Source organism: Mesorhizobium sp. 128a, from assembly GCF_053848025.1.
Map to the genome: position 1 here is coordinate 1 of NZ_JBSPKY010000024.1, position 23,582 is coordinate 23,582.

The following is a 23,582-nucleotide window of genomic DNA, read 5'->3' on the forward strand; positions in this document are numbered from 1 at the left end:
ACCCTGGACTTCGAAACGCCGGCCGATAGGCTACAGAAGGTGTTGCGATGACCGGTTGAACCCACCCCCTCATGTCGGTCATTGCTACGGTAGCGTCCCTTCCCCTAGCGGACACCGCCGTTGTAGAAGCAACAGGCAGCTTTGCGTCCGAGTTCGCCGCCGCGACATCCGAAGGTTGCCGCCGTTATCGCTGCCTGCTCGCGAACATCAAACCCGCTCAGGCGATTGCGCCCCCGTCGGCGGTCAGGATGGCGCCCGTAATCACGCTTGCGGCGGGACTTGCCAGAAAGACCACGGCGTTCGCGACTTCGTGCGGCTCGGCGTAGCGTCCCAAAGACGTCAGGCTTCGCTGGAAATCGGCAGCCTCCCCATCGGCCGGATTTGCATCCGTATTGGTCGCCCCGGGCTGAACAAGATTCACGGTGATGCCGTGCGGGCCGAGTTCGCGTGAAAGACCACGGGTGAAGGAGGTAAGCGCCGCCTTGGACATTGCATAAGCCGTTATGCCTGGGAACGGAACCCGCTCCGCCAAGGCTGAACCGATCGTGATGATGCGTCCGCCTTCGATGAGATGCGGGATAACTGCTTTCGCAAACAGCACTGGCGCTCGCACGTTGACGTCCATCACGGCCTGATAGTCGTTCACGTCGATGTCGGCGATCGTACCGGTGTGGCCGATAGCCGCGCTGTTGACCAGGATATCGATTCCACCCAGCGCCGAGGCGGCTTCGCGTACGGAGCGCACGATGGCTTCTGGGTCGGAACTGTCGGCTTGGATAGCGACTGCGCGACGCCCCTTGCTTTCGATGGACTTGACCACCACATCAGCTTTCTCCGCGGAGTGCTTGTAAGTAAATGCAACATCGGCTCCGTTTTCCGCCAATACCAACGCGATCGCGGCCCCGATGCCCCGCGATCCTCCGGTAACCAATGCACGCTTTCCGTTCAAATCGATCATGTGTCCATCCTTTCCACCAACTTTGTCCAGGCATCCAACTGGTTCGCGTAGGACGCGACACCCACTGGACAGCCTGACCCGGGAAATTTGGTGTTCGGCATCGGTCTCTCTTAGTGTCGAGAAATGCCAAACCGTGTTGCAGGAGGAGGAACACCGCCCGATGATTTCACAAGGCCGCCATGGCAATCATCCCTGGAGCGATGGGCGCCTCGTCCCTGGACCCTGGAAGCCAGCGCCTCCAGCTGTGTCACAGTAAGTGGATCGCGCGGGCGATGTCGACGAAATAGCGCCACCGTCGCGCAGCTCCTTGACGAGGCTTCGCGTCGTTCGTGTCTTAGCTGTCGAGACCCCAAAGTTCCGGGTTCCGTTTGAAATACTCAATCAGCATTTCTGTGAGCACACGCACTTTCCGCGTGGGATGCGGACCCGGCGGGCGCACAACAAACGCGGCCCCCGGAGGTACCGGATAGCATGTCATGATTGGGACCAGCGTGCCGGAGGCCACATATTCATGTGTGATGCAATCGGGGAGCCAAGCGATGCCGAGCCCCGCCGCCGCCGCAGTGGCAAGCGCCGTAGCGTTATCGGCCTTGAACCTGCCCTGCGGCTGAACCGTGATGATCTTGTCGCCATCCATGAACTGCCATGCTTCCGTCCCCTGCATGAGTGCCTGATGGGTGACGAGTTCATCTGGCGTCTGAGGTGAACCGCGCGTTTTGATATAATTCGGACTTGCGACGAGCTTTCCATCGATCGGTCCGATGCGCTTCGCGATTAGGTTGGAGTCCTGAAGGTACCCGACCCGGATCGCGCAGTCGAAACCCTCTGCGATGAGATCAACGAAGCGATCGCTGTAGGAGGTATGGATCTGGAGCTGCGGGTGCTGATGCGCCATTTCCGCAAGCACGGGGCCGAAGTGGATCGGGCCGAAAGAAAGCGGCATGGCAACCCTCAGGCGGCCGCGCAACTCACCGGTGGGAAGGATCGTGTCCCTGGCCGCATCGATCTCGGAACTGGCTCGGGCCGCGTGGTCTCTAAACGTGATTCCCGCTTCTGTGAGCGCGGCGCCGCGGGTCGTTCGTGCAAGAAGCTGGACGCCAAGTTCCGCTTCAATCCGAAATAGCCGCCGGCTGACGATTGACTTGGAGACGCCGAGCCGGCGTGCAGCGGCCGATACGCCCCCGGCATCGGCTATTGCGACGAATGTCTGGAGGTCTTCAATGTCCATTCCGGTGTTCCTCATTTCGCGACACAGCTTGCTCGCCTATGGCACTACCGCGTCATCTAGTGGAACAGCAAATTACGTCCAGGCAACAGCGCCCCACTGGCGCATGTCTCCTGTAAAACCCATTGCCGTCCATAGCGGCAGAGAAAGGAAGTCTTGATGACCCCCCGTAACGGACTTGATTCGCTTCTTCGTCCCGAAGACTCGGTCCTCGTGCTGATCGATCACCAGCCTTATCAGCTCGCAAACCTCAACAGCCACGATCCGCACATGGTGGTCAACAATTCGACGGCTCTGGCGAAGGCCGCCAAGGCCTTCGGCGTGCCCACGATTCTGACGAGCGTGATCGCTGATCGGGGTGGCCTCATCTTCCCCCAGATCACCGACGTGTTCCCTGGCCAGGAAGTGATCGATCGGACGTTCATCAACACCTGGGAGGATAAGAAGGTCGTGGACGCGGTCAAGGCCACCGGCCGCAAGCAACTCATCATCGCGGGCCTGTGGACCGAGATATGCGTTGCGATGCCGACGATCCAGGCGCTCGGCGAAGGTTGGGATGTGACGGTCGTCACCGATGCGTCCGGCGGCACTTCGGTCGAGGCCCATGAGGTCGCTATCCAGCGCATGATCACGGCCGGCGCGAACATGATGACCTGGCTGGCGGTGGCTTCGGAATGGCAGCGCGACTGGGCACGCACAGAACATGCCGCCGAGCTTTCGGAGGTGCTTGTGCAGCATGCCGCCGGCAGCGGCATCGCGTACCTTTGGGAGCAGCAGCTCCTCAACACGCCAGTAGCTGGCTGATCCCGGCCAGCATGGCGAGCATTTCGGTGAGGGTCGGAATCAATCCGTTTGCCGGCACTGGCCATCCTCATCTCACAGGAAAACTTGTGATATCAGCGATGAATCCATGTGCGCGGATGCTGGCTTTGGCTGACCTGACGGCCGGCTAAACTTGCCGCCGAAGCGGCTGACCCGCCGTAACAGATCCGTTCGGTTGGGGCGGTTGGCGCAAGCTGATCGGCCTGAGCGTCGGATCCAGCGGCTTGGATCCAGCGCTCGATCAGTTGCGGCTGTTGAGGTGCCGCACCTTGCGCAGCGGGGGGAACAGCACCGCCCACAGTCCGGCGACGGCAATCGCGCCGACGCCGCCGATCGCGACTGCCGGCACGATGCCGATCAGTGCCGCCATGGTGCCGGCGCGGAATTCGCTGACTTCGTTGGAGGCGCCGATCGCCGCCTTCATCACGCGGCTTGGGAGAGGAAGGGGTTGGGACCGCTCCCCCACAAGGGAACGGTCCCATCATTCTATGCCGCCTGAACGGTGCCTCGGCCGACGAGGCTGATGTCATCCGGATTGATGAGGTCTGAACTCGTCCAGCCGGAAAGATCATATTCGCTCATGCAGTCCTTCACGATCGATTGCATCGAGGCCAGATCTCCAGTCGCGGTGGCGGCGTTCAGGGTTTCGATCCTCAGGTTCTCGTAGTTGCCGGCATAGTTTCGTTCATACAGTTCGTGGCGTCCGCCGAATTCGGTTCCGATGGCGTCCCAAAGCAGCTTCAGCAGCTTGACGCGATCGATCGCTGCATAACCGTTCGAACCGCGCACGAAGCGGTCGAGATAGGGCCGGATCGCCTCGCTCTCGAAATCGGCCGAACTCGACGGCAGGTAGATCAGGCCGCTGGCGACGTGCCGTTCGATGAGCTCCTTGATCCTGGGGTAAGCCATCGGTGCCAGCACGCGATAGGCAAGGCCAGCATTGAGGTTGGGGAGGTTGTAGCCGTCGGTACCGTCCCATGGAACCGGCGATTTGACCATGGCGTCGCCGAGCGCATGGAAGGTATTGCGCCATGCGATGACCTCGCCGACGCCTGCCTGGACGCCGCGGAAGTCCTTTGATCCCGTCGCCTCGACAGCCATCGAAAACAATCCGGCGATGAAGTCCAGTTTCACCGACAGGCGCGTCAGGCCATGCAGGGTGAAGCGCGGGACGAAGCCGGATGCCGGGAAGAACTGGTTGATCTTGTCGACGTCGCCATAGATGAAGATGTTCTCCCACGGAACCAGAACCTTGTCGAAGACCAGGATCGAGTCGTTCTCGTCCAGACGGCTGGAGAGCGGGTAGTCGAAGGGCGATCCGGTTGCCGCCGCGTTGAACTCGTAGGACGAGCGGGCGATCAGCTTGATGCCGGGCGAGTCCATAGGCGCGGTGAAGATCAGCGCGAAGGACTTGTCCTTGATCGGGATGCCATAATGGGCGATGAAATTGTAGTGGGTCAGCGCCGAGCCGGTCGCCACGACTTTCGCGCCCGACACCACCACCCCCTTGTCCGTTTCCTTGTCCACATGCATGAACACGTCGCGGACTTCCTCGATCGGACGGTCCCGATCGATCGGAGGGTTGACGATGGCGTGGTTCCAGTAGTCGAGACGTTCCTGGGTGCGGGTATACCAGTTGCGGGCGTTCCCGGCATAGTCTCCGTAGAAGGCCGAATTGGCGCCGAGCGTGCCGAGGAAAGAAGCCTTGTAGTCGGGCGAACGTCCCATCCAACCGTAGGAAACCTTCTGCAATTCGGCGATCGCATCGCGCGACCTGACCAGATCCTCGGTGGTCTTGGAGCCGAGGAAAAAGGGGTGCGTCAGCTTCCCTGAACCGGTGTCCGTCAACACGCCGATCTCGTTTTGCTTTTCGTGGAAGCGGTCATACCAGCGCGCAACCATGCGGGCCGAGTTGCGGAACGCCGGATGTTGGGTGACATTCTTGACGCGCTCGCCATAGATATAGATTTCACGGCCGTCCTGGATGCTCTCCAGGAATTCGGAACCGGTGTAGGCATCGGTGCCTGGTGCTTGGGTATCAAGCACCGGCTTGGCAGCCAGATTATGCATATCCTGTACTCCTCCATTGGGCCGGACCAGGCATTCGCTAGCCGGAGTCGGGCTTAAAAAAGGGTTCCTCTTCCCTTTCGAGACCGGAGGCTACGCGCCGATGAAGTGCTAATGATAGGTATCATGCGATACCGGATCGGGTATCGCTGGCGTCGCCACCTAGCGTTAGATTTCGTTCGTCGACGGTGCCGAGAGGATGGCGCCCCCGGTCGCGAACATGGGAGGAGACCATGGTTCACCGCAGAGAAATCGAGACGTCCGTCCATCGTGAGGACGTGCTCAGGCTTTCCGCCAGCGTCCTGACGATCGGGTCGTTCGACGGCGTGCATCGTGGGCATCAGGAACTGATCGAAACGGCGGTCATCACGGCCCGCAAGCTCGGTGTCCCGTCGGTGGTCTACACGTTCGACCCGCCTCCCAAGGCGCTGCTGTGCGGCGTCCGGCCGCTGACGTCGATCGAGGACAAGGTGGCGAGGATCAGCCTGCTGGGACCGGACCACATCATCGTCGCTCGCTTCGATGCGGCGTATCGGGCCCGCACGGCAGGTGACTTCGTCGGCGAGATCGGCGCGCTGACGCCGCGGGTCATCTGGGTCGGAGCAGACTTCCGGTTCGGTTCCTGCAAGAGCGGCGATCCGCTGCTCCTCGCTCGCTACTTCGACACCCGCATCCTTCCGGCCGTGCGTTGCGAGGCCGGAGAGATCGTGTCGAGCTCGCGTATCCGCGCCCTGAGGGCCTCGGGACGCTCTATCGAGGCCGAGATACTCGAAGGCTGGTCCGGCCGGCCATATGCGCGTGCCGTTCATGCAAGCGGAGGATCACATGTCACAGCCTGAGCAACGGACGTTCCGCGACGCATGCGGGCTTTTCGCCACGGGGGTCAACGTCATCACCACCCATTGGGATGGATACGACCACGGGATGACCGCCAATGCATTCATGTCGATCTCGCTCGACCCGCCGCTGATTGCGATCTCGATCGCCGAGAAAGCGCGCATGCTTGGAAAGATACAGGCCTCGGGCCGATTTGCGGTCAGTGTTCTGGCGTCCGGCAAGGACAAGATCGCCTGGCATTTTGCAGGCAAGCCCAATCCCGAGCTTAACGGTCTGTTCGATTCACTCGACGGGCTGCCGGTGGTCCGCGGTGCGCTCGCCACCTTTTCGGCGGAAGTTCGGGACGAGATCCTTGCCGGCGATCACACGATCTTCGTCGGCCACGTCCGGGCGCTCAACTGGGACAGCAATGCCGATCCGCTGCTGTTCTTCAAAGGCAAGTTCGGCGCGCTCGAAGACACCCGCAAGGCCCCTGCAAGCATGCCGCAGATCGAAACTGAACTCATGTGGTGACCCAAAAACAAACCCACGCTGCCATTCAAGGAGGAAAATATGCGCAATGTGACCCAGCAAAACATCTCGGACGTTGTGATCGCAGCCTTGTCTTCGGACATCCCGGCGCGCAATCGCCAGATTCTCGAGAGCCTGATCCGGCACATCCATGCGTTTTGCATCGAAACCAAGGTGACGCATGCCGAACTGATCCAGGCCTGCCAATTCCTGGTTCGCGCCGGCCACATCTCGGATGACGCCCGCAACGAATTCATCCTGCTTTCCGACATCCTCGGAATAGAGGTCCTCGTCGACATGCTCGACCACACAGTCACGGACGGCGAAAGCGAGTCGACCGTGCTTGGGCCATTCTATCGCGAGAATCCGCCGGTGCTGCCGAAAGGCGCCTCGATCGTCCAGAAGAGCTTCGAAGGCTGTCAGAGCGTGCGCGTCAGCGGCGCAATCAGCGACACGTCGGGGCGGCCCATTCCGGGCGTCATCATCGATGTGTGGGAAGACGCTCCGAACGGGCTCTACGAACAGCAGGATCCGGACCAGCCCGACTATAATTTGCGGGGCCGTTTCCTCACCGATGAAGAGGGCCGGTACGAATTCGTCGGTATCCGCCCGGCGCCGTATCCAATTCCCTACGATGGGGCGGCCGGCGAGTTGCTGAACTATATGGGCCACCATCCGTGGCGGCCGGGGCATATCCACTTCATGATCCAGAAGGACGGTTACCAAAGCCTGGTCTCGCAGATCTACGACGCCGACACGAAGTACCTCGACAACGATGCGGTCTTCGCCGTCAAGGAAAGCCTGATCGGCAAGTTGCACAAAGCGCCTGCCGGATCGGACACGGACCTGGTCATGGAATTCGACTTCAAGCTCAAGCCAAAGGCTGCCGCAATCGCCGTCGCGGCCGAATAACAGTCAGCAATCGACCCGCCTGGTGCTTGCCCAGGCGGGTTCTCCCGAGGGCAGTCGGTATGTCGATCATCGTCACCGAAAACATTCCACCCCGCGCCGCTCCCATCGAGCTTGGGCGCGACACGCGGATCAGATCGATTGCCGCGACCATCATCGAGGCGCCTACAGTTCGGCGCCACAAGCTTTCGAATACCGAGATAGCGCACCAAGGGTTCGTCCTCGTACGCGTCCAGCTTGAAAACGGCGTTACCGGAATTGGTGAGGCCTCCACGCTCGGAGGACCGCGTTGGGCCGAAGAAAGCGTGGAATCTATCTGGGCCGCCATAGCGATCTACCTCGAACCTGCGCTCGTTGGTCAGAACGCCATGCTCTTCGAAGCCAATGCCGTACGCATGTCCAAGGCCGCAACGCGCAATTTCGCGGCAAAAGCAGCGGTGGAGTCGGCGCTCTTCGACGCTGTCGGCCATACGCTCGGCCTGCCCGTCAGTGCCTTGCTTGGCGGACAGGTCAGAGATCGGATGGGTGTCATCTGGGCGCTTGCTTCGGGTGATGCCGGGCAGGAACTCGAGGAGGCGAGGGAAAAGCTCCGGCTGCGCCACCACAAGGATTTCAAGATCAAGCTCGGCTTCAACTCGCCTGAGGCCGACATCGTGCGCTTGCAACATCTTCGTGCCGGCCTGGGTGACGACGTGAAGCTGATCGTCGATGTCAATCAGGCGTGGACCGAGGCGCTTTGCATTCGGCTTTTTCCTGCGCTTGAGGAACTCAATGTCGCGTTGATCGAACAGCCCGTTCAAGCAAGCCAGCGCGAAGCGATGGCGCGCGTCGCGGCCCGCACGCACATTCCGCTTCTCATCGACGAGGCTGCGTTCACCAATTCGGAGCTTGCCAGCGTGGCGACGCAGGCCTGCGGCAGCGTCTATTCGCTGAAGCTGGTCAAGAGCGGCGGCCTCCTGGAACTCAAGCGGGCCGCCGGCATCGCCCAGGCGTTCGGAATCGAACTCTACGGCGGCTGCCTGCTGGAGAGCAGCATCGGCGCCGCGGCCCACATGGCCGTCTTCTCGACACTGCCTCGCCTCGAATGGGGAAGCGAACATTTCGGTCCGCGAATACTGGTCGAGGATCTTGTCGCTACGCCGCTGGTGTTCGAGGAGTTCGAAATACGCGTGCCAGCCGGGCCGGGGCTCGGTGTGACGCTAGACGAGGACAAGGTGCGCATGATGGCGCGTAAGATGTGAGACCGACCATGCCGCGCGTTCGAAACTTACGCCAGCGACTCGACGACATGGCGGCCGCCCTCGAGCGGAGGCCTCATTTGCTGCGGCTTGGCCGCCTCTTCAACGAAACCATCCTGATCGAGGTCGACCAGGACGAATTCTACCTGACCTTCGAGAAGGGAAGGGTTGTCGAGATCAAGGAAGGTCCGAGCAAGAAGCTTCCTTGGCGGTTTGCGCTGCGAGCGAAGGGCGATGCATTGCGCGAATTCTGGCAACCTCTGCCAAAGCCGGGTTTCCATGACATTTTCGGACTGGTGAAATACGGAAACGGCAGCATCGACGGCGATATCCTGACGCTGGTCAAGAACTTGCGGTACTTCAAGGAATTCATGGCGTTGGGACGCAAGGAGGGTTTCTCATGAAATCTTCGATCGAGCCGATCGTGGGCCGCTATGTCAATCTCACGGTGGGAAATGCCCGGCAGCGCATCTACTTCGAGGAAGCCGGCCAGGGCCGTCCGGTCGTGTGCCTTCACACGGCGGGCGCCGACACGCGGCAGTGGCGGTCCATCCTGAACGACGAGGCGTTCACCAGATCCCACCGGTTCATCGCCTTCGACATGCCCTGGCACGGAAAGTCGCTGCCGCCGGAGGGGTTCGAGACCGCGGAGTATCTGCTCTCGACCGAGACCTACATGGAGACGGTGCTGGCATTCTGCCGTTCGGCAGGGCTGGAAAAGCCTTTGCTGGCCGGATGTTCGATGGGTGGGAGGATTGCGCTGCAACTGGCAGCCCTCCATCCTGAATCCTTTTCGGGTTTCATCGCGATCGAGGCGTCCGATTTCCAGCCGGCATGGTATGATATCGATTGGTTTCACCGGCCCGATGCGCATGGCGGCGAAATGGGCGCCGCCCTGGTCTCGGCCAACATCGCGCCGCAGGCGCCCGACGCAGAGCGTTGGACCACACTGTGGATGTTCATGCAGTCCGGGCCAGGCGTTTTTCGGGGAGACCTCAGCTTTTACACGTCCGATGACAGCCTCGTCGGCCGGCTCGCGTCCATCGACACGCGGCGCACGCCCGTCCATATCATGTGCGGCGAGTACGACATGACCTGCACTCCTGAAGACGCGCAACGCACGGCAGCCGCGATCAAGGGTGCCACTCTTGCGATCATGAAGGATCTTGGTCATTTTCCGATGAGCGAGAACCCCACTGCCTTCAGGGCCTATTTCAAGGAGGCACTGGAAAGGGTCACGCGGGTGCCTGCGTGGCTGATGGATGCCTGACGGACGGCGATGGACTTCAAACGGCTGAGCTATTTCCTGGCAGTGGCCGAAGAACTTCATTTCGGGCGCGCCTCGGCGCGGCTCGGAATTGCTCAGCCTCCATTAAGCCGACAGATCGCCCAGTTCGAAAGAGAGATCGGCGCGGCCCTGTTCGACCGCAGCCGCAGCCAGATTCGGCTCACCCAGGCAGGCGAATTGCTGCTGGAGCGGGCAAGGGAAATCCTCGAACGCGTCGACCAGACGGAACGTGAAGTAATGCGGATCGGGCAGGGCGTCGCGGGACGCCTGAGGATCGCGTTCGTCGGAACGGCAACCTTCGGTGTTCTGCCCAACATCATCAGGGCTTTCCGCGCCGCGCATCCGGATATCGAACTGGCGCTTTCGGCCATGAACAATGCCGAGTTGCGACGAGCCCTGATCCAGCGGGAAATCGACATTGCGGTGGCGCGCCCGTCGATCGAAGACGCGGAGGTCAAATCCGAAACGCTCGTGAAGGAACCGCTCGTGCTGGCGCTTCCCGACAGCTATGCCAATCGTGAGCAACCATTCCATCTCGCAGATTTCAAGAATGCTACTTTCGTCCTCTTTCCGCGGCGCCCACGGCCAAGTTACGCGGACTATGTGCTCGACGTATGCAAGGTTGACGGCTTTGTTCCTGCCTTGCAGGTCATGGCCCAGGACTATCTTACGGCGATGAGCCTTGTTTCAGTTGGCGTCGGCATCTCGATCGTGCCAGCATCGGTCAGCGAAAATCAACGGCCCGGCATTGTTTATCGGAAATATAAAGGCCACAATCCGGGAACCGAGCTTTCACTCAACTATCGACGAGACAACCGCTCGCCGCATTTATTCGGCTTTCTTGAACTGGCTCGGAAAATAGCGCGGGCTTCGCACTCGGGTCCGCCGGTCTGAATACATCGCGTTGGCAATGCGATGATCGCGGACATGACCGAAGTGGAACTGGTTTAGCTCAGGGCGTCGTCGTCTCCGCCACCCGCGGCGTCTTGCGCTGGAGGTTGAGCGGGCGCTCGACGCCCCCTCGAGACGCGACCATGAGTGGGAACGGCTCAGCCCATACCAAGACGCAATAATTTAGGTTACCTTTCTGGGACTGAGCTGTGGCGACCTATGGTCGGGTCGGATCACGTGGGAGACCTTCCTCCAATCTCAAAAGGCGCATCCATGCGTCGATCGCTATTTCAGAAGTATTTCTTAGTCTTGTTCGCGGCGGCCATTTTTCCGATGGCTGCCGGTGGCATCAGCAACACGTGGTTCAGCTATGTCGACCAGCATGCGATCCTCAGTGCCCTGCTGCGGTCCGAGGCAACATCGGCGGCCGACAAAATTGAGAGCTTTCTTGACAGCATCCAGCTCACGCTCGGCTCGACGATCTCCCCGGAAGGGAATATGGCCAGCGTGAAACAGCTTCGGCTTCTTGCCGTACGAGCGATGCACCAGGCCCCGGGAATCCTCAGCATCAGTATTGTCGACGGTACTGGCGCGGAGCGGCTGCACATTTCTCGCACTGGCAAAAACAGGACAGAAAGCGGGGCGGATCGCTCAGGCGATCCCGCTGTCGTGGGCGTCAGGACGGCGAAGGTCTGGTACGGCCCAGTCATTTATCGCCCGGGTTCCGAACCCTCCATAACCATGGCGATGGCCAGTTACGACAATTTAGTCGTCGCGAACTCGGTCATCGCCGAAATCAGTCTGAAGCCTGTCTGGCTCATCGTTTCCGAAATCCGCGTGGGCCGCAGCGGCCAGGGATTTGTCATCGACCAGGCCGGCCGCCTCATCGCTCACCCCGCGATCAGCAAAGTGATGCAGGGCGCCGACGAGAAAGCAGCGTTGGCCCTGCGCGAATTGCAGGATGCGATCGCTGCCGCAGGCGGCACTGCGATTGCAAGCCGCAACGCCGAGAATGAACGCGTTGTGACTGCTGGCGCGCCGGTTACCGCGGCCGGCTGGACGGTAATTGTCGAGCAGTCGAAGGCTGAGGCTTTTGCACCTCTATACGCTTCATTGTGGCGGACCGGCGGGTTGTTGTTCCTCGCCACAGTCTTTGCGGCGGTGCTCGCATATTGGCTTGCCAGACGGATGAGCGGGCCTATCCTCCTGTTGGAGGAGGGTGCTCTCAAGATCGGTGCTGGACAGTTCGATCACCGGATCAACATCTCCACTGGAGACGAACTTGAGCGCTTGGCTGCTCGATTCAACCAAATGGCGCAGGAACTTGCCACATCGCGGGACCGCGCGGAGCGACTGACGCGGTTGAAGCGCTTCCTTGCACCACAGGTTGCGGAACTCGTAGAGAAGGCCGGTGACGAGCGAATGCTCGCTGGACAGCGCGCAGAAGTGGTCGCTGTTTTTAGCGACCTACGTGGCTTTACTGCATTTTCAGCGCACGCTGAGCCTGAGAACCTCATGCAGGTCCTGCGTGAGTACTATGAGGCGCTCGGCGCGATCATCACCAAGTATGAAGCAACGCTGACCAGTTTTTCGGCGGATGGATTGATGATTCTCGTCAACGCCCCGGTTCCATGTGAAGGGCCGGCGCTTCATGCCGTAAAAATGGCTGTCGACATGCAGGATTCCACACAAGAGCTCATATCTGGGTGGCGGCAGCGTGGTTATGAGATTGGCTTCGGCATGGGTCTCGCTATGGGATGGGCAACGGTGGGTCGAATTGGCTATGAGGCCCGCGCTGACTACACCGCAATTGGCAATGTCGTGAACTTGGCATCGAGGCTGTGTTCGTCCGCTGAAGATCGACAAATCCTTATCGATTATTCCGTGGCGCGCCATTTGCCTGGCAACACGCCGATCGTTGACCTCGGTACGCGCCAGTTCAAAGGCCTCGAAGGGCACGTTCGCGTCTACAATGTTGAGACGCAAGGAAGCGAACGACCGAATTTAGATTCTGCTGAGAATGACGCCAGGGAAAAGGGCTAGGCTTCTCTGCCTCGACGTCCGTAATCGTTCTTCCCTGCACCACAAGCGGACCTACTGCTTCTGGCCAATCTCAGCCGTCGTGGGCGCAGCCTGCCGCGCTCCGAGGTGCGAAAAATGCGATGCTGGCGCAGCTGAAAACCGTCGAACGAAATCTGCTGGGGCGGTAAGCCGTCGCATCGCGGCAGAGCTGCAGCAAGAGACCGCTGAGCCCGCAGCGCGGACGCCGCTCGGCTCGCGCTGGTAGTAGGGCGGCTGGACGCCCGCGCCCCCGCCCCCCGGGTCATGGCAGGCGAGAGCGGTGCCGATTGCAGAGGCCCATCAGGCGACGGCGGTCAACTTCGCGTAGTCCTGCGCTTAGCCCCCCTACCGAAGCTGCTCCTTACCTTCCGATTTGCGACGCGACCGACATCATCGCCTCAGAGTTCGGGTGGGCGCCCAAGCCGCCATCGAAAACCTCGGAGAACGTCCAGCGAACGACGCCGTTGCGGTCGAGCAGGAACTGGCCCATGAGCTGGCCCACGCCGGTCGCCATCATTTGCTGGTCCGCCTCAGCGATATCGTAATTATCTATTTTGTTCAGATATTCGAGCGTGGCAAACGGATCCATCGGCTCAGGCATTTCGCCCGGCACGTTGAGCCGCATCGCCCTCACATCGCTCATTGAGACCTTGTGCGGCCATGCGCTCTCGCCCTCGGTGATCTGCATATTGGGGAGCCCAAAAGCGCGGTGTGAAGCCCGCTCAGGATCAGACGCCGCGAGCAGAGTCGGCATCGGATGATAACGGAGATAAAGGCGTGCCCGTTCGATGGGCGTGTTCACCACCGTCAGGGTTTCGATGCCCTTTGCGTTAAGGGCTGGTGTGAGCAGCGAAACCGTTGCGATATGACGCCTGCAAAAAGGACAATGGAGACCTCGATACAATCCGACCAGCACTGGCTTCTCGCCGCGGAAATCGTCGATAGCTATCTTGCCCTCGCGAGTGATCGCGTCGAGCACGAAATTGGGCGCCGTTTCGCCAAGTTGCAGCGGGCCTATGTCGAGACGTTCTGACATGCTGATCCCTCCTCGCGGGCCAATCGACAACAGATGTGCGGGCGGGTGGCTTGAGCCCATGTTGCGGCACATACGTCCTTGGGTCTGCTGAAATGGCGGTCGGCCTAGGACGGCGTCGACAGTCCATTCATAGCACGGAGGGAACCGCTTTTACACTAGATGGCGCCCCGCGAACACCGCACCTTCTCGGGCAGACGATCCCACAAAGATTATGCTTCCGTACGCGTTCCGCAACGATGCAACTGCTGTCCAGCTTGCAACAGCTTTTGTATCGCGGGAATGGCGGCTATGGGTCGCTTCTGAAGGGCAGCTTCCCGGCCATTCGAGCGCAAACCTGTCCGTCAGCAAACGGCGCCATCACAGCCGGCGCAAGCTGATTGGCCTGGGCGTCGGATCCGGCGGCTCGGATCCGGCGCTCGATCAGTTGCGGCTGTTGAGATGCCGCACCTTGCGCAGTTGCGGAAACAGCACCGCCCACAGTCCGGCGACGGCAATCGCGCCGACGCCACCGATCACCACGGCCGGCACGGTGCCGATCAGCGCCGCCATGGTGCCGGCGCGGAACTCGCCGACTTCGTTGGAGGCGCCGACGAAGACCTGGTTGACGGCGTTGACGCGGCCGCGGACCTCATCCGGCGTCCACAGCTGGATCAGCGTCTCCCTGATGTAGACGCTGAACATGTCGGTGGCGCCGAGGCCGGCAAGGGCCAGGATCGACAGCCAGGTGATGGTGGAAACGCCGAACAGCACGGTGAAGGCGCCAAACCCAGCCACGAAGCCGAGCATGATCTTGCCGGCATTGTCGCGCAGCGGATGCCCGGCAAGCCAGACCGCGACGCAGATGGCGCCGATACCAGGCGCCGAGCGCAGCAGGCCGAGGCCCCAGGGGCCGAGCTCGAGAATGTCGCGGGCATAGACCGGCAGCAGCGCCGAGGCGCCCGACAGAAGCACGGCGAAGAGGTCGAGCGAGATGGCGCCGAGCACGATCTTCTCGCTCCAGATGTAACGGAAGCCGGCAAACAGCGTCTCCATCGTCGGCTTGTCGGTAGCGCTTTGCTGGGCGGGCTTGGGAATGGTGAAGATCAGCAAACCGGCCACCAACATCAGCAAGGAGGCGACGGCATATGCTGCTTCGGCCGAGACGCCATAGAGCAGGCCGCCGGCAACCGGGCCGACGATCGTCGCCGTCTGCCAGGCGGACGAGTTCCAGGCGATCGCATTGCCGAAATCCTCCGGTGGCACCAGATTGGCGAACAGCGAAGAAGAGGCCGGCCCGTAAAAGGCGCGCGTCATTCCGAATAGAGCCAGCACAATGAAGATCGGCAGCGGACTGCCGAGGCCGCGCAAGGTCAGGAACAGGAGAACGAGCGCACAGCCCGCCTCGATCACCGTCGCCAGCGCCATGATGAGGCGGCGGCCGAAACGGTCGGCGACGACGCCGGTGACCAGCACCAGCAGCAGCGACGGCAGGAACTGGACGATACCGACAATGCCGAGATCGAAGGGATCGCGGGTCAGATCATAGATCTGCCAGCCGACGGCGACGGACACGATCATGGTGGCGAAGGTGGTCAGGAACCGCGCCGCCCAGTAGCTCAGGAAGGAGCGGTGGCGGAAAGCGGCGTAGCGCTGGTCGGGCGATGTCTGGGAATGGGATGTCATGGATATAGCCCCGTTTGCTTTGGCATTCGCCGACGGGGCACTTCCCAGAAATGGGCGCTGTTCCGGCCAATGAGACTTATCAAAGTTCGGGGCGCGTATGCGTTATAATGGGCCTTGGATCAAGGTTTTTCGCCGGGCTCGCCCGACCGCACGCCGAGTTACTGTCGCAATGCGGCGGAGATGGCGTCGAGACCGCCCTGCAATTCCGCCTCTTTCGGCCAGCCGAAACCGATGCGGAAAAAGCGCTTCGGCATATCGAACCAGTGGCCGGGCCCGACATAGGTGCCGTGGATTTCCAGCAGGTTGACGTAGAAGCGGTCGAGGTCGAAATCGGCGCCGACATTCAGGCCGGGAAAGCCGACGACGCCGCCTTGCGGCCGCACCCAGTCGACCAGAGGCTCGCGGTCTATCCAGGCCTGGACGATGTCGCGGCGCTTGGCCATGTCGGGCAGCAGCGCGCCCAGGAAAGCGTCGCGGCGCTCCAGCATGCCGCGCGCAATGCCTTCGTCGATGACGCTGCCGCAAATGCCGATCTGCTCCTTGGCGGCGAGGAAGCGCTCCTGAAGGTGGGCATCCCTGGTGATCAGCCAGCCGATGCGGATGCCGGGAATACCGAAGGCCTTCGACAGCGACGAGACACTGATGGCCTTGGGGCTGAGCGAGGCGGCCGCCGGCAGGCGCGTTCCGTAGGACAGATCGCGATAGGTTTCGTCGACCAGCAGGTGGCAGTCGCTCGCTTCGGCCAGCGCAATCAGCGAATCGAGATCGGCCCGATCCATCATTGTGCCGGTCGGGTTGTGCGGGCAGGTGACGCTGATCAGCTTCGTGTTCGGCTGCATGCTTGCCGCGACGCTGCCGACATCGACGGCAAAACCTTTGTCGAAGTCGAGGTCGACATAGGAGATGGCGCAGCCGATCGCCTTGGGGGTCTCGATGTTGGTGGCATAGTTCGGGCGGACGACGACGAGATGGTCGCGCTCGGACAAAAGCGAGGTCGAAATGATGAACAGGGCGCCCGCCGCACCGGCGGTGACCAACACGTCGTCAGGCGAAATGCCGGAATCCTGCGCCGCGATCAGCGCCCGCAAATCCTTGTCGCCGCGATGCTCGCCATAGAACAGCGTGAGGTCCGGCAGCGACAGGCCGATGTCGGAGAGTTTCTGGTCGGCGATCGAGCTTTCGGAGAGGTTGAACCGGATGCGGTCGTAACCGTATTCCTCCGGCGCCTCTTTCTCGATCACCATTCTGGCGTAGTTCATGGCCGCTCCCCCAAAGTCCTGACATTTCAGAGGTACAAGCCATAAAAACACGAAGCCTGCCAAGAGCCGGATGATTTCAGGTCTGTTCGACCTGAAATCTGAATCCGTCTCTTAAATCAAAGAGAGAGCATGATGTCGTCCGAAAAACCGCTTCACACTTTTCGGCATCATGTTCTAGCTCATTCGCCGGCAGGCTTCTGTTCCAGAAGTCCAAACTGTTGGCTCAGCGCCGACCAACTGATGATCAGGCCGGGACCTTGGCCTTGCGACCCTTGGCCTTGGCCGGAGCGGGCGCGGGCGCGGCCTTGCGGCCGAGGCCGATCGACTTGGCGAGCTCGGAGCGCGACGCCGCATAGTTGGGGGCGACCATCGGATAGTCGGCCGGCAAGCCCCATTTGGTACGGTAGGCTTCCGGCGTCAGGTTGAAGTGGACGCCGAGATGGCGCTTCAGCGATTTGAACTTCTTGCCGTCTTCGAGGCAGATGATGTAGTCCGCCGTCACCGAGCGCTTGGGATTGACGGCTGGGACCTGCGGCGGCGCCACCGGAGCCGGCGGCTGGCTGAGCCCGCCGATCGACGCCGCAACGCTGGCGATGAGATCGCTCAGGCCGGCAACGGGCAAGCGGTTCTTCTCGACGTAAGCGGACACGATATGGGCGGTTAGCTCGAGCAGGTCGATGTCCTTGTCAGAGTCGTTGCTGTCGTCGGCCAATTTATCTCTCCGTCGCTAGGGGGGTGGCGAAAACTCCCAGAGCTGTCCCAGCGGAGCCGGAAATTCGCTCTAGTCATTTGTTTTGCCGCGTTTGTACGGTTGCGCCAGATGATTCCATCCGGTGCAACCGATCTAATCGCCAAATCTGCGTAACGCAATGACTTCGTATCACGTCACACGTCATTTTGAACGACTATACTGAATCTTAATACTATCGGACGATCAGCGCCCCGTCGCGCCATAGTCGAAAGCCGCCCTCGAAAGCGCGCGTATTGTCGCCGCGCCTGGATTTGGCGGGCAATTCATCAAGCTTGTCCACGTTGCCGCCGCCGATGACGATGTAGTCCGGCTGCAGCGCCGCACACAGCCGGTCGACGACGTCGAAGACGTATATGCGCCATTTCTTCTTGCCGTATTTCTCCAGGCCGCGCTCGCCGACATAGTCCTCGAAACTGCGGCCCTTGCGGTAGGGCAGATGCGCCAATTCCATCGGCTGGCCGACATTGTCGAGGATCATGGCAGCACCCAGGCCAGTGCCGAGGCCGAGGAACAGCATGCGCCCGCGATCGTAGCTGCCGATCGCCTGCAGCAGCGCATCGTTGACGACCTTGACCGGCTTGCCGAAGGCCTTGCTGAAGTCATAACCGTCCCAGCCCTTGCCGAGATTGGCAGGGTCGAGCGACGGCATGTTGTTGCCGACAGGGCCGGGATAGCCCATCGAGATCACATCATAGGCCAGACCCTCGGCAAGCGTTTTCACCGTAGCCACCATCTGCTGCGGCGTCAGGTCCCGTCCGGAATCGGCGCGGCGCGGCTCGCCGCCGGCGCTGGTGAGGATTTTTACATGCGAGCCGCCGACATCGATCGTCAGCACGACCGGTTCGGCCTCGGCCTTCACGGGGTTGGCTGCCTTGGCCATGTCGTTTCCTCCGCTCACCAGAGCATGATGCCGAAAAGTGTGAAGCGGTTTTCTCGGACAAGCGGGAACCGTTTGTCTAGGCATCATGCTCTAGACTAGGTCGGATTGATCCAGCCATTCGGCGGGCCGAAGCTGGCCATGGCGTCGGCGGGCCCCCAGGTCTTCGGCTCGTAGATGTACGGCGGCGTGGTGTCGCCAAGCACCGGGCCGACGATGCGCCAGGCCAGTTCGCTGGCGTCCTGGCGGGTGAACAGCTGGCCATTGCCGTTCATCGCATCGCCGATCAGCCGCTCATAGGGCGGCATGTCGCCCTTCGAGTCGTCGAGCGCGGTGAGTTCGACCTGCTCGCCGACCATGTCGTCGCCGGGGGCCTTGCGCTGCGCACCGATCGAGATCGCCACCTGCGGATCGATACGGAAGCGCACATAGTTGGCGTCGCCCGGCTTGATCGGATCGAAGACATCGAGCGGCGGCCGCTTCATCCGCACGATCACTTCGGTCACATGCACCGGCATGTTCTTGCCGGCGCGGATGAAGAATGGCACGTCCTGCCAGCGCCAGGTGTCGACCATGAAGCGCACAGCGGCAAAGGTCTCGACCGGCGAATTCGGCTTCACACCGGGCTCGGCGAGATAGCCGGTGAACTGGCCGCGCACGACGTCGTCCTTGGTCAGCGTGCGGATCGCGCGCAGAACCTGCACCTTCTCATCGATCAGATCGTCGGCCGAGCGGCCGACGGGCGGCTCCATGGCGAGCAGCAAAAGGATGTTGAGCAGATGGTTTTCGATCACGTCGCGGATAGCGCCGACATCGTCATAGAACTTGCCGCGACCCTCGATGCCGAAATCCTCGGCCATGGTGATCTGCACGCTTTCGACGAAGTTGCGGTTCCAGATCGGCTCGAGGAAGGAATTGGCGAAGCGGAAATAGAGCAGGTTCTGGATCGCCTCCTTGCCGAGATAGTGGTCGATGCGGAAGATCGATTGCTCGTCGAACACCAGATGCAGCACCCGGTTTAGCCAGCGCGCCGATTGCAGGTCGTGGCCGAACGGCTTTTCCACCATCAGGCGCGCGCCATGCGCGGTGCCGGATTGTTCGAGGCCTTGGACCACGGTCTCGAACATGGTCGGCGGCACGGCCATATAGTGCAGCGGCCGCTGCGCCGGGCCGAGCGCGCCTTTCAGTTTGTCGAAGGTCGCCGAATCCCGATAGTCGCCGCTTACATAGCGCAGCAAGGAGGCGAATTTGGCGAACACCTCTTCGTCGACCGTGCCGACGGCGTTGACGATCCCGTCGCGGGCGCGCGCCTGCAGTTGCTTGATGTCCCAGGCGTCGAAGGCGACGCCGATCACCGGCTCGGTCAGCGTCCCCTTGGCGACCATCTGGTAGAGCGCCGGAAATATCTTCTTGTGGGCGAGGTCGCCGGTGGCACCGAAGAGCACCAGCGTGTCGGACCGTTCCTGGCTCATGCGTGCGTCCCCTGTCGCCTTCACTTGCCGGCCTTCGGCTTCTCGACATGGCCGCCAAAGGCGTAGCGCATGGCCGACAACAGCTTGTCGGAGAATTCGGATTCGCCTTGCGAGGAGAAGCGGTCGAACAGCGCCGAGGACAGCACCGGCGCCGGCACACCGGTGTCGATCGCCGCCTTCAGCGTCCAGCGTCCTTCGCCGGAATCAGAGACGCGGCCGCCGAACTGAGCCAATGCCGGATCGCTCTTCAGTGCGCCGGCGGTCAGGTCGAGCAGCCAGGAGCCGATGACGCTGCCATGGCGCCAGACCTCGGCCACGGCGGCCAAGTCGATGTCGAACTGGTAGTATTGCGGGTTTTCCAGCGGGCTGGTCTCGGCATCTGCGGTGCGCTGCCTTTTGCCGGCATTGGCCGACTTCAGGATGTTCATGCCTTCGGCATAGGCGGCCATCACGCCATATTCGATGCCGTTGTGGATCATCTTGACGAAGTGCCCGGCGCCGCTGGGCCCGCAATGCAGATAACCGAACGGTGCTGTCCCGGCGGCCGTGTCCGGCGTGGCGCCGGCGTCGGCGCCGGGCGCCAGTGTGGCGAAGATCGGATCGAGATGTTTCACCGCCACGTCGGGGCCGCCGATCATCAGGCAGTAGCCGCGCTCCAGGCCCCAGACGCCGCCGCTGGTGCCGACGTCGACATAGTGCAGGCCCTTGGCCGCGAGTTCGGCGGCCTGGTCGACGGCGTCGTGATAGTAGGAATTGCCGCCGTCGATGATGATGTCGCCGGGTTGCATCAGCGCCGCCACCTGGTCGGCGATCTTGCCGGTGATCGCCGCCGGCAGCATCAGCCAGGCGCTGCGTGGCTTGGACAGCTTGCCGATGAACTCCTCCATCGAGGCAGCACCTATGGCGCCGTCGGCGACCAGGCCGGCAACGCTTGCCGGGTTGATGTCGTAGACGACGCATTCATGGCCGTCGCGCATCAGGCGGCGCACCATGTTGGCGCCCATCCTGCCCAGTCCCATCATTCCGATCTGCATGGTGTTGTCCTAGTCGCTGGAGGAGAGAAAATTACCGGATCTTTCATTTGAGCACGATCTTTAGACAAACGGTTTCCGTTCGTCTGAGAAAATCGGTTCCCACTTTTCGGGATCATGCTCCTGGCTCTTCAATGCCGACGGTGAAGTCGACATTCTCCCAACGGTCGCCGTCGGGCCAGAAAAAAGTGAAGACGATCGTGTTACCTGGCGGAATATCGGCCACGAGCAAGTCCGCCAGATGAACACCCAGTGCGTTTTCGGCTGTGTGGATTTCGTGGTTGGTCTGCCAATGATCGCTGCTCCAGCGGATCAGCGCCTGCTGCAGCAATTCGACGCGCAGCGTCTTGCCTGCATCCATGGTGCGCAGCTTGTTGTTGAAGCGCCATATCCTCAACGGCGAGCCGGTTTTGTCGTTGATGTAGCGTTTGACGCCTTGCGGCGGCATGTCGAAGACGACGCCGTCGCGCAGCGAACGCAAGAGCTTGATGTGTTCCGAATGCGCCCAGACCAGCGGCATGGCGCTGCCCGACGGACGACCCAATTGCAATTCGCGCTCCGGGATGTCGGCGCTGTCCCAAACCTGTTCCGGCAGCAGGCCGCCCGCGCCTGCCGAAGCCTCGAACGTGTTCAGCAAGCTTGCCGCCTTGTCCTTATGGCCGGCGGCCAGTTCGTAATGGGCGCGTTCGCCGGCGAGCAGGGGCCAGGGCCGGCCCTGGCCGGTGCCGTCGAAGGGTGCGCCATCGGCTTGCTCGCCATAACCGTCGCTGGTGTAGCGGTACCACAAAGGACCCTGTGGCAGGTCGCAGCGCAATTGCGCGTCAATGATCTTGACCGTATCGATGATGCGCGGGTCGTCGGCGGCCCTCAGGCCGAAACGCACCAGCGCCAGCGCGTCCGGGCTGACAATCGCCTCGGCCGGCTTGTCGGTGTCGCCCGGCGGTCGGTTCTTGATCGGCACGAAACCGTCCTTCGGCGATGCGGCGCCGCCGGCATCGTCGGCCGGCGCGATGCGGATATAGTAGCCGTCGACACCGGCCTCCCGGCATTCCGGTGTGCCGCTGACATAGGTCCAGCGCTCGATCTGGTCGTTCCAGCAGTCGGCAACCTCGCGCAAATAGTTAGCCGGCTCTGGTTTGCCGGAGACGTCGAACAGGTCGGCGGCGCCAAGCAGCGCCGAGATCTCGACGGCAAGCGTGAACGGGCTGTAGCCGGCATCCTCTTCCCAGCGATCCTGCCCGGTAACAGGGCCGTTGCGCACGACATAGGACGCCGCCTTCTCGATCATCGGCATGAAGGCGGCGAGTTTGGCGCGTGGCAGGTGTCCGGCACGGTGCAGCGCATCGGCAAGCAGCAGCGGGAAGGCGCATTCGTCCATCTGGATGCCCGGCCAATAAAGCGAGCCGTCGAGCCACACATTCTGCGGCCAATGACCGTCCGGCTGCTGGATGGAGCGGAGATAGGCGAGGATCTCCAGCGCCTGGCTCGGATCGCCGGCAGCCAGAAAGCCGCCCGCTGTTTCGACGAGGTCGCGCGGCCAGACCAAATGATAGCCGCCGAGGTCATCGTCGCCCTTGCTCGCCCCCCACGGGATCGACAGGCTGGCGACGGCAGCACCTGGCCTGGCCAGAGACAGGTGCGTCGCCAGCACCGCAGTGCTGACGCGGTATGTGTCGAGGCCGGATGCATCATGGCGGTCGAGCTGAAGCAGGCTGTCCTGCCATTTCCGCCATTTCGCGACATAGGTCTTTGCCGCCGGCTCAAAACCGCGCTTCAAGCTGGCGGTGGCGTTTTCGGCGGCTTCGTCTGGCGTCGCCCCAAAGCCGAGCGCCAGCAAGGCCGTGCCGTTGCCTGAGGAAAAGCCGATCTCGCCGGTCAGCGCGACATTGCCGTCTTCGGCGCGCTGGCAGGCCGGATCGAGCCGGCCGCCGCGGCTGAGCTGCTGCCAGCCATCGGAGAAACCGACATAGCCGGCCGAGCAGTCGCCCCAAGGCAGCGACGAGGCAAGCGCCAGGCAAACACCGCGCCCGGAGGCGAACAGCATCGGCTGGCCCTTGTGCTCGCCGACCCAGGCGGTGTTGCCCATGCCGGCATTGACGAGATGCGGCGCCAACAGGACGTAGACGCGGTAGTCGGCGGCCACGCCTTCAAGCGGCGTGAAGCTGGTCTCCTGCAAAAGCGCCGGGCGCGCCGGATCGGTCAGAATGCGCTTCTCGATCCGGTAGCCCGCCGTCGCATTGATCAGCCGGTAGGCGGGCACGCCATGCTCGAACGGCTCGATGGTGTGCGTGGCATCGCGCTTCTCCTCGGAGAACCAGCCGTTGGGGCCGGTGACCAGCAGCCCCATGTCGCGCGTGCAGGCGCTGTCGAGGCCGGGATAGTAGACTTCGTTGACGATGCCGTGACTGAGCGTGAACCAGACACGGCTCGCCGGCGAAAGCGCTGCGCCAACGCCGCTCTTGGCGCTCGACGTCCAGCGCGCCGGAATTCCGGGCGCGCCTTCGGCTAGGGTCGGCGTCGCTGCCATGCGTGGTCTCCTGGACCCTTCCCTAGACCAGCATGCAAGCGCTTTTCAATCGCCGCACCGCAAGTTGATCGTGAAACCGGTACCGACCGCAGTTGACAAGTGGAGCCATCTGAATTTGTCTGACAATAGATAAAAAACAGGGCGCGAATGCCAAAACCATC

General features: G+C 61.8%; 20 protein-coding genes and 1 pseudogene. 9 read left to right on the forward strand and 12 right to left on the reverse strand.

What is annotated here, in order from left to right; all coding sequences use genetic code 11:
- Window positions 1–217: 217 nt before the first annotated feature.
- Window positions 218–958: an SDR family NAD(P)-dependent oxidoreductase gene (locus ACWTU9_RS28825; protein ID WP_455861286.1), complete on the reverse strand. Its 741-nt coding sequence runs from the start codon at window positions 956–958 to the stop codon at window positions 218–220.
- 334 nt (window positions 959–1,292) lie between these two features.
- Window positions 1,293–2,186, reverse strand: a complete 894-nt coding sequence (locus ACWTU9_RS28830) for a LysR family transcriptional regulator (RefSeq protein ID WP_455861287.1) — start codon at window positions 2,184–2,186, stop codon at window positions 1,293–1,295.
- A gap of 156 nt (window positions 2,187–2,342) precedes the next feature.
- Here ACWTU9_RS28830 and ACWTU9_RS28835 point away from each other — a divergent pair, with 156 nt between their 5' ends.
- Window positions 2,343–2,987, forward strand: a complete 645-nt coding sequence (locus ACWTU9_RS28835) for a hydrolase (RefSeq protein ID WP_455861288.1) — start codon at window positions 2,343–2,345, stop codon at window positions 2,985–2,987.
- A gap of 259 nt (window positions 2,988–3,246) precedes the next feature.
- Here the strand turns inward: ACWTU9_RS28835 and ACWTU9_RS28840 are convergent.
- Together ACWTU9_RS28840 and ACWTU9_RS28845 are read right to left on the reverse strand one after the other, a co-directional pair.
- Window positions 3,247–3,417 (reverse strand): annotated as a pseudogene (locus tag ACWTU9_RS28840) (MFS transporter); the annotation flags it as partial.
- A 74-nt stretch (window positions 3,418–3,491) separates the two neighbouring features.
- A complete protein-coding gene (locus ACWTU9_RS28845; protein WP_455861289.1) occupies window positions 3,492–5,075 on the reverse strand; it encodes a 4-hydroxyphenylacetate 3-hydroxylase N-terminal domain-containing protein in 1,584 nt (527 codons plus the stop codon).
- Between the two features lie 230 nt (window positions 5,076–5,305).
- Here ACWTU9_RS28845 and ACWTU9_RS28850 point away from each other — a divergent pair, with 230 nt between their 5' ends.
- The 8 genes from ACWTU9_RS28850 (at window position 5,306) to ACWTU9_RS28885 (ending at window position 12,788) form a co-directional block, all read left to right on the forward strand.
- Window positions 5,306–5,911, forward strand: a complete 606-nt coding sequence (locus ACWTU9_RS28850; protein ID WP_455861290.1) for an FAD synthetase — start codon at window positions 5,306–5,308, stop codon at window positions 5,909–5,911.
- Entirely contained in the window at window positions 5,898–6,422 is a 525-nt protein-coding gene (locus ACWTU9_RS28855; RefSeq protein ID WP_455861291.1) for a flavin reductase family protein, read from the forward strand. The genes ACWTU9_RS28850 and ACWTU9_RS28855 overlap by 14 nt, the downstream gene beginning before the upstream one ends.
- Window positions 6,423–6,461: 39 nt before the next feature.
- On the forward strand, window positions 6,462–7,331 hold the full coding sequence (locus tag ACWTU9_RS28860) for a dioxygenase family protein (protein WP_320309725.1): 870 nt from the start codon (window positions 6,462–6,464) through the stop codon (window positions 7,329–7,331).
- 59 nt (window positions 7,332–7,390) lie between these two features.
- Window positions 7,391–8,569, forward strand: a complete 1,179-nt coding sequence (locus ACWTU9_RS28865; RefSeq protein ID WP_455861292.1) for a muconate/chloromuconate family cycloisomerase — start codon at window positions 7,391–7,393, stop codon at window positions 8,567–8,569.
- A 77-nt stretch (window positions 8,570–8,646) separates the two neighbouring features.
- Entirely contained in the window at window positions 8,647–8,970 is a 324-nt protein-coding gene (locus tag ACWTU9_RS28870) for a hypothetical protein (RefSeq protein ID WP_292482149.1), read from the forward strand.
- Window positions 8,967–9,836 carry an alpha/beta fold hydrolase gene (locus ACWTU9_RS28875; protein ID WP_455861293.1) on the forward strand — a complete coding sequence of 290 codons (870 nt, stop codon included), beginning with the start codon at window positions 8,967–8,969 and terminating at the stop codon, window positions 9,834–9,836. The genes ACWTU9_RS28870 and ACWTU9_RS28875 overlap by 4 nt, the downstream gene beginning before the upstream one ends.
- A 9-nt stretch (window positions 9,837–9,845) precedes the next feature.
- Window positions 9,846–10,748, forward strand: coding sequence for a LysR substrate-binding domain-containing protein (locus ACWTU9_RS28880; protein ID WP_455861294.1), 903 nt, complete (start codon window positions 9,846–9,848; stop codon window positions 10,746–10,748).
- A gap of 270 nt (window positions 10,749–11,018) precedes the next feature.
- Entirely contained in the window at window positions 11,019–12,788 is a 1,770-nt protein-coding gene (locus tag ACWTU9_RS28885; protein WP_455861295.1) for an adenylate/guanylate cyclase domain-containing protein, read from the forward strand.
- A 379-nt stretch (window positions 12,789–13,167) separates the two neighbouring features.
- Here the strand turns inward: ACWTU9_RS28885 and ACWTU9_RS28890 are convergent, their stop codons facing one another.
- The 8 genes from ACWTU9_RS28890 to ACWTU9_RS28925 all read right to left on the reverse strand — a co-directional run bounded on the left by ACWTU9_RS28890 (window position 13,168) and on the right by ACWTU9_RS28925 (window position 23,421).
- Window positions 13,168–13,842 carry a peroxiredoxin-like family protein gene (locus ACWTU9_RS28890; RefSeq protein ID WP_455861296.1) on the reverse strand — a complete coding sequence of 225 codons (675 nt, stop codon included), beginning with the start codon at window positions 13,840–13,842 and terminating at the stop codon, window positions 13,168–13,170.
- 420 nt (window positions 13,843–14,262) lie between these two features.
- Window positions 14,263–15,504, reverse strand: coding sequence for an MFS transporter (locus ACWTU9_RS28895; RefSeq protein ID WP_455861297.1), 1,242 nt, complete (start codon window positions 15,502–15,504; stop codon window positions 14,263–14,265).
- A 158-nt stretch (window positions 15,505–15,662) separates the two neighbouring features.
- Window positions 15,663–16,763: an aminotransferase class I/II-fold pyridoxal phosphate-dependent enzyme gene (locus ACWTU9_RS28900; RefSeq protein ID WP_455861298.1), complete on the reverse strand. Its 1,101-nt coding sequence runs from the start codon at window positions 16,761–16,763 to the stop codon at window positions 15,663–15,665.
- 244 nt (window positions 16,764–17,007) lie between these two features.
- The gene (locus ACWTU9_RS28905) at window positions 17,008–17,475 is read right to left on the reverse strand and encodes a MucR family transcriptional regulator (RefSeq protein ID WP_454589154.1); all 468 of its coding nucleotides are present in this window, start codon (window positions 17,473–17,475) and stop codon (window positions 17,008–17,010) included.
- A gap of 211 nt (window positions 17,476–17,686) precedes the next feature.
- Window positions 17,687–18,394: an ROK family protein gene (locus ACWTU9_RS28910; protein ID WP_455861299.1), complete on the reverse strand. Its 708-nt coding sequence runs from the start codon at window positions 18,392–18,394 to the stop codon at window positions 17,687–17,689.
- 95 nt (window positions 18,395–18,489) lie between these two features.
- Complete coding sequence (zwf, locus tag ACWTU9_RS28915) at window positions 18,490–19,863, reverse strand: glucose-6-phosphate dehydrogenase (RefSeq protein WP_455861300.1); 1,374 nt, start codon at window positions 19,861–19,863, stop codon at window positions 18,490–18,492.
- Window positions 19,864–19,883: 20 nt separating this feature from the next.
- Window positions 19,884–20,897, reverse strand: coding sequence for a phosphogluconate dehydrogenase (NAD(+)-dependent, decarboxylating) (gnd, locus tag ACWTU9_RS28920; protein WP_455861301.1), 1,014 nt, complete (start codon window positions 20,895–20,897; stop codon window positions 19,884–19,886).
- Window positions 20,898–21,009: 112 nt separating this feature from the next.
- Window positions 21,010–23,421 (reverse strand): glucan 1,4-alpha-glucosidase, encoded by a 2,412-nt coding sequence (locus ACWTU9_RS28925; protein WP_455861302.1) that lies wholly within the window; start codon window positions 23,419–23,421, stop codon window positions 21,010–21,012.
- Window positions 23,422–23,582: the final 161 nt, after the last annotated feature.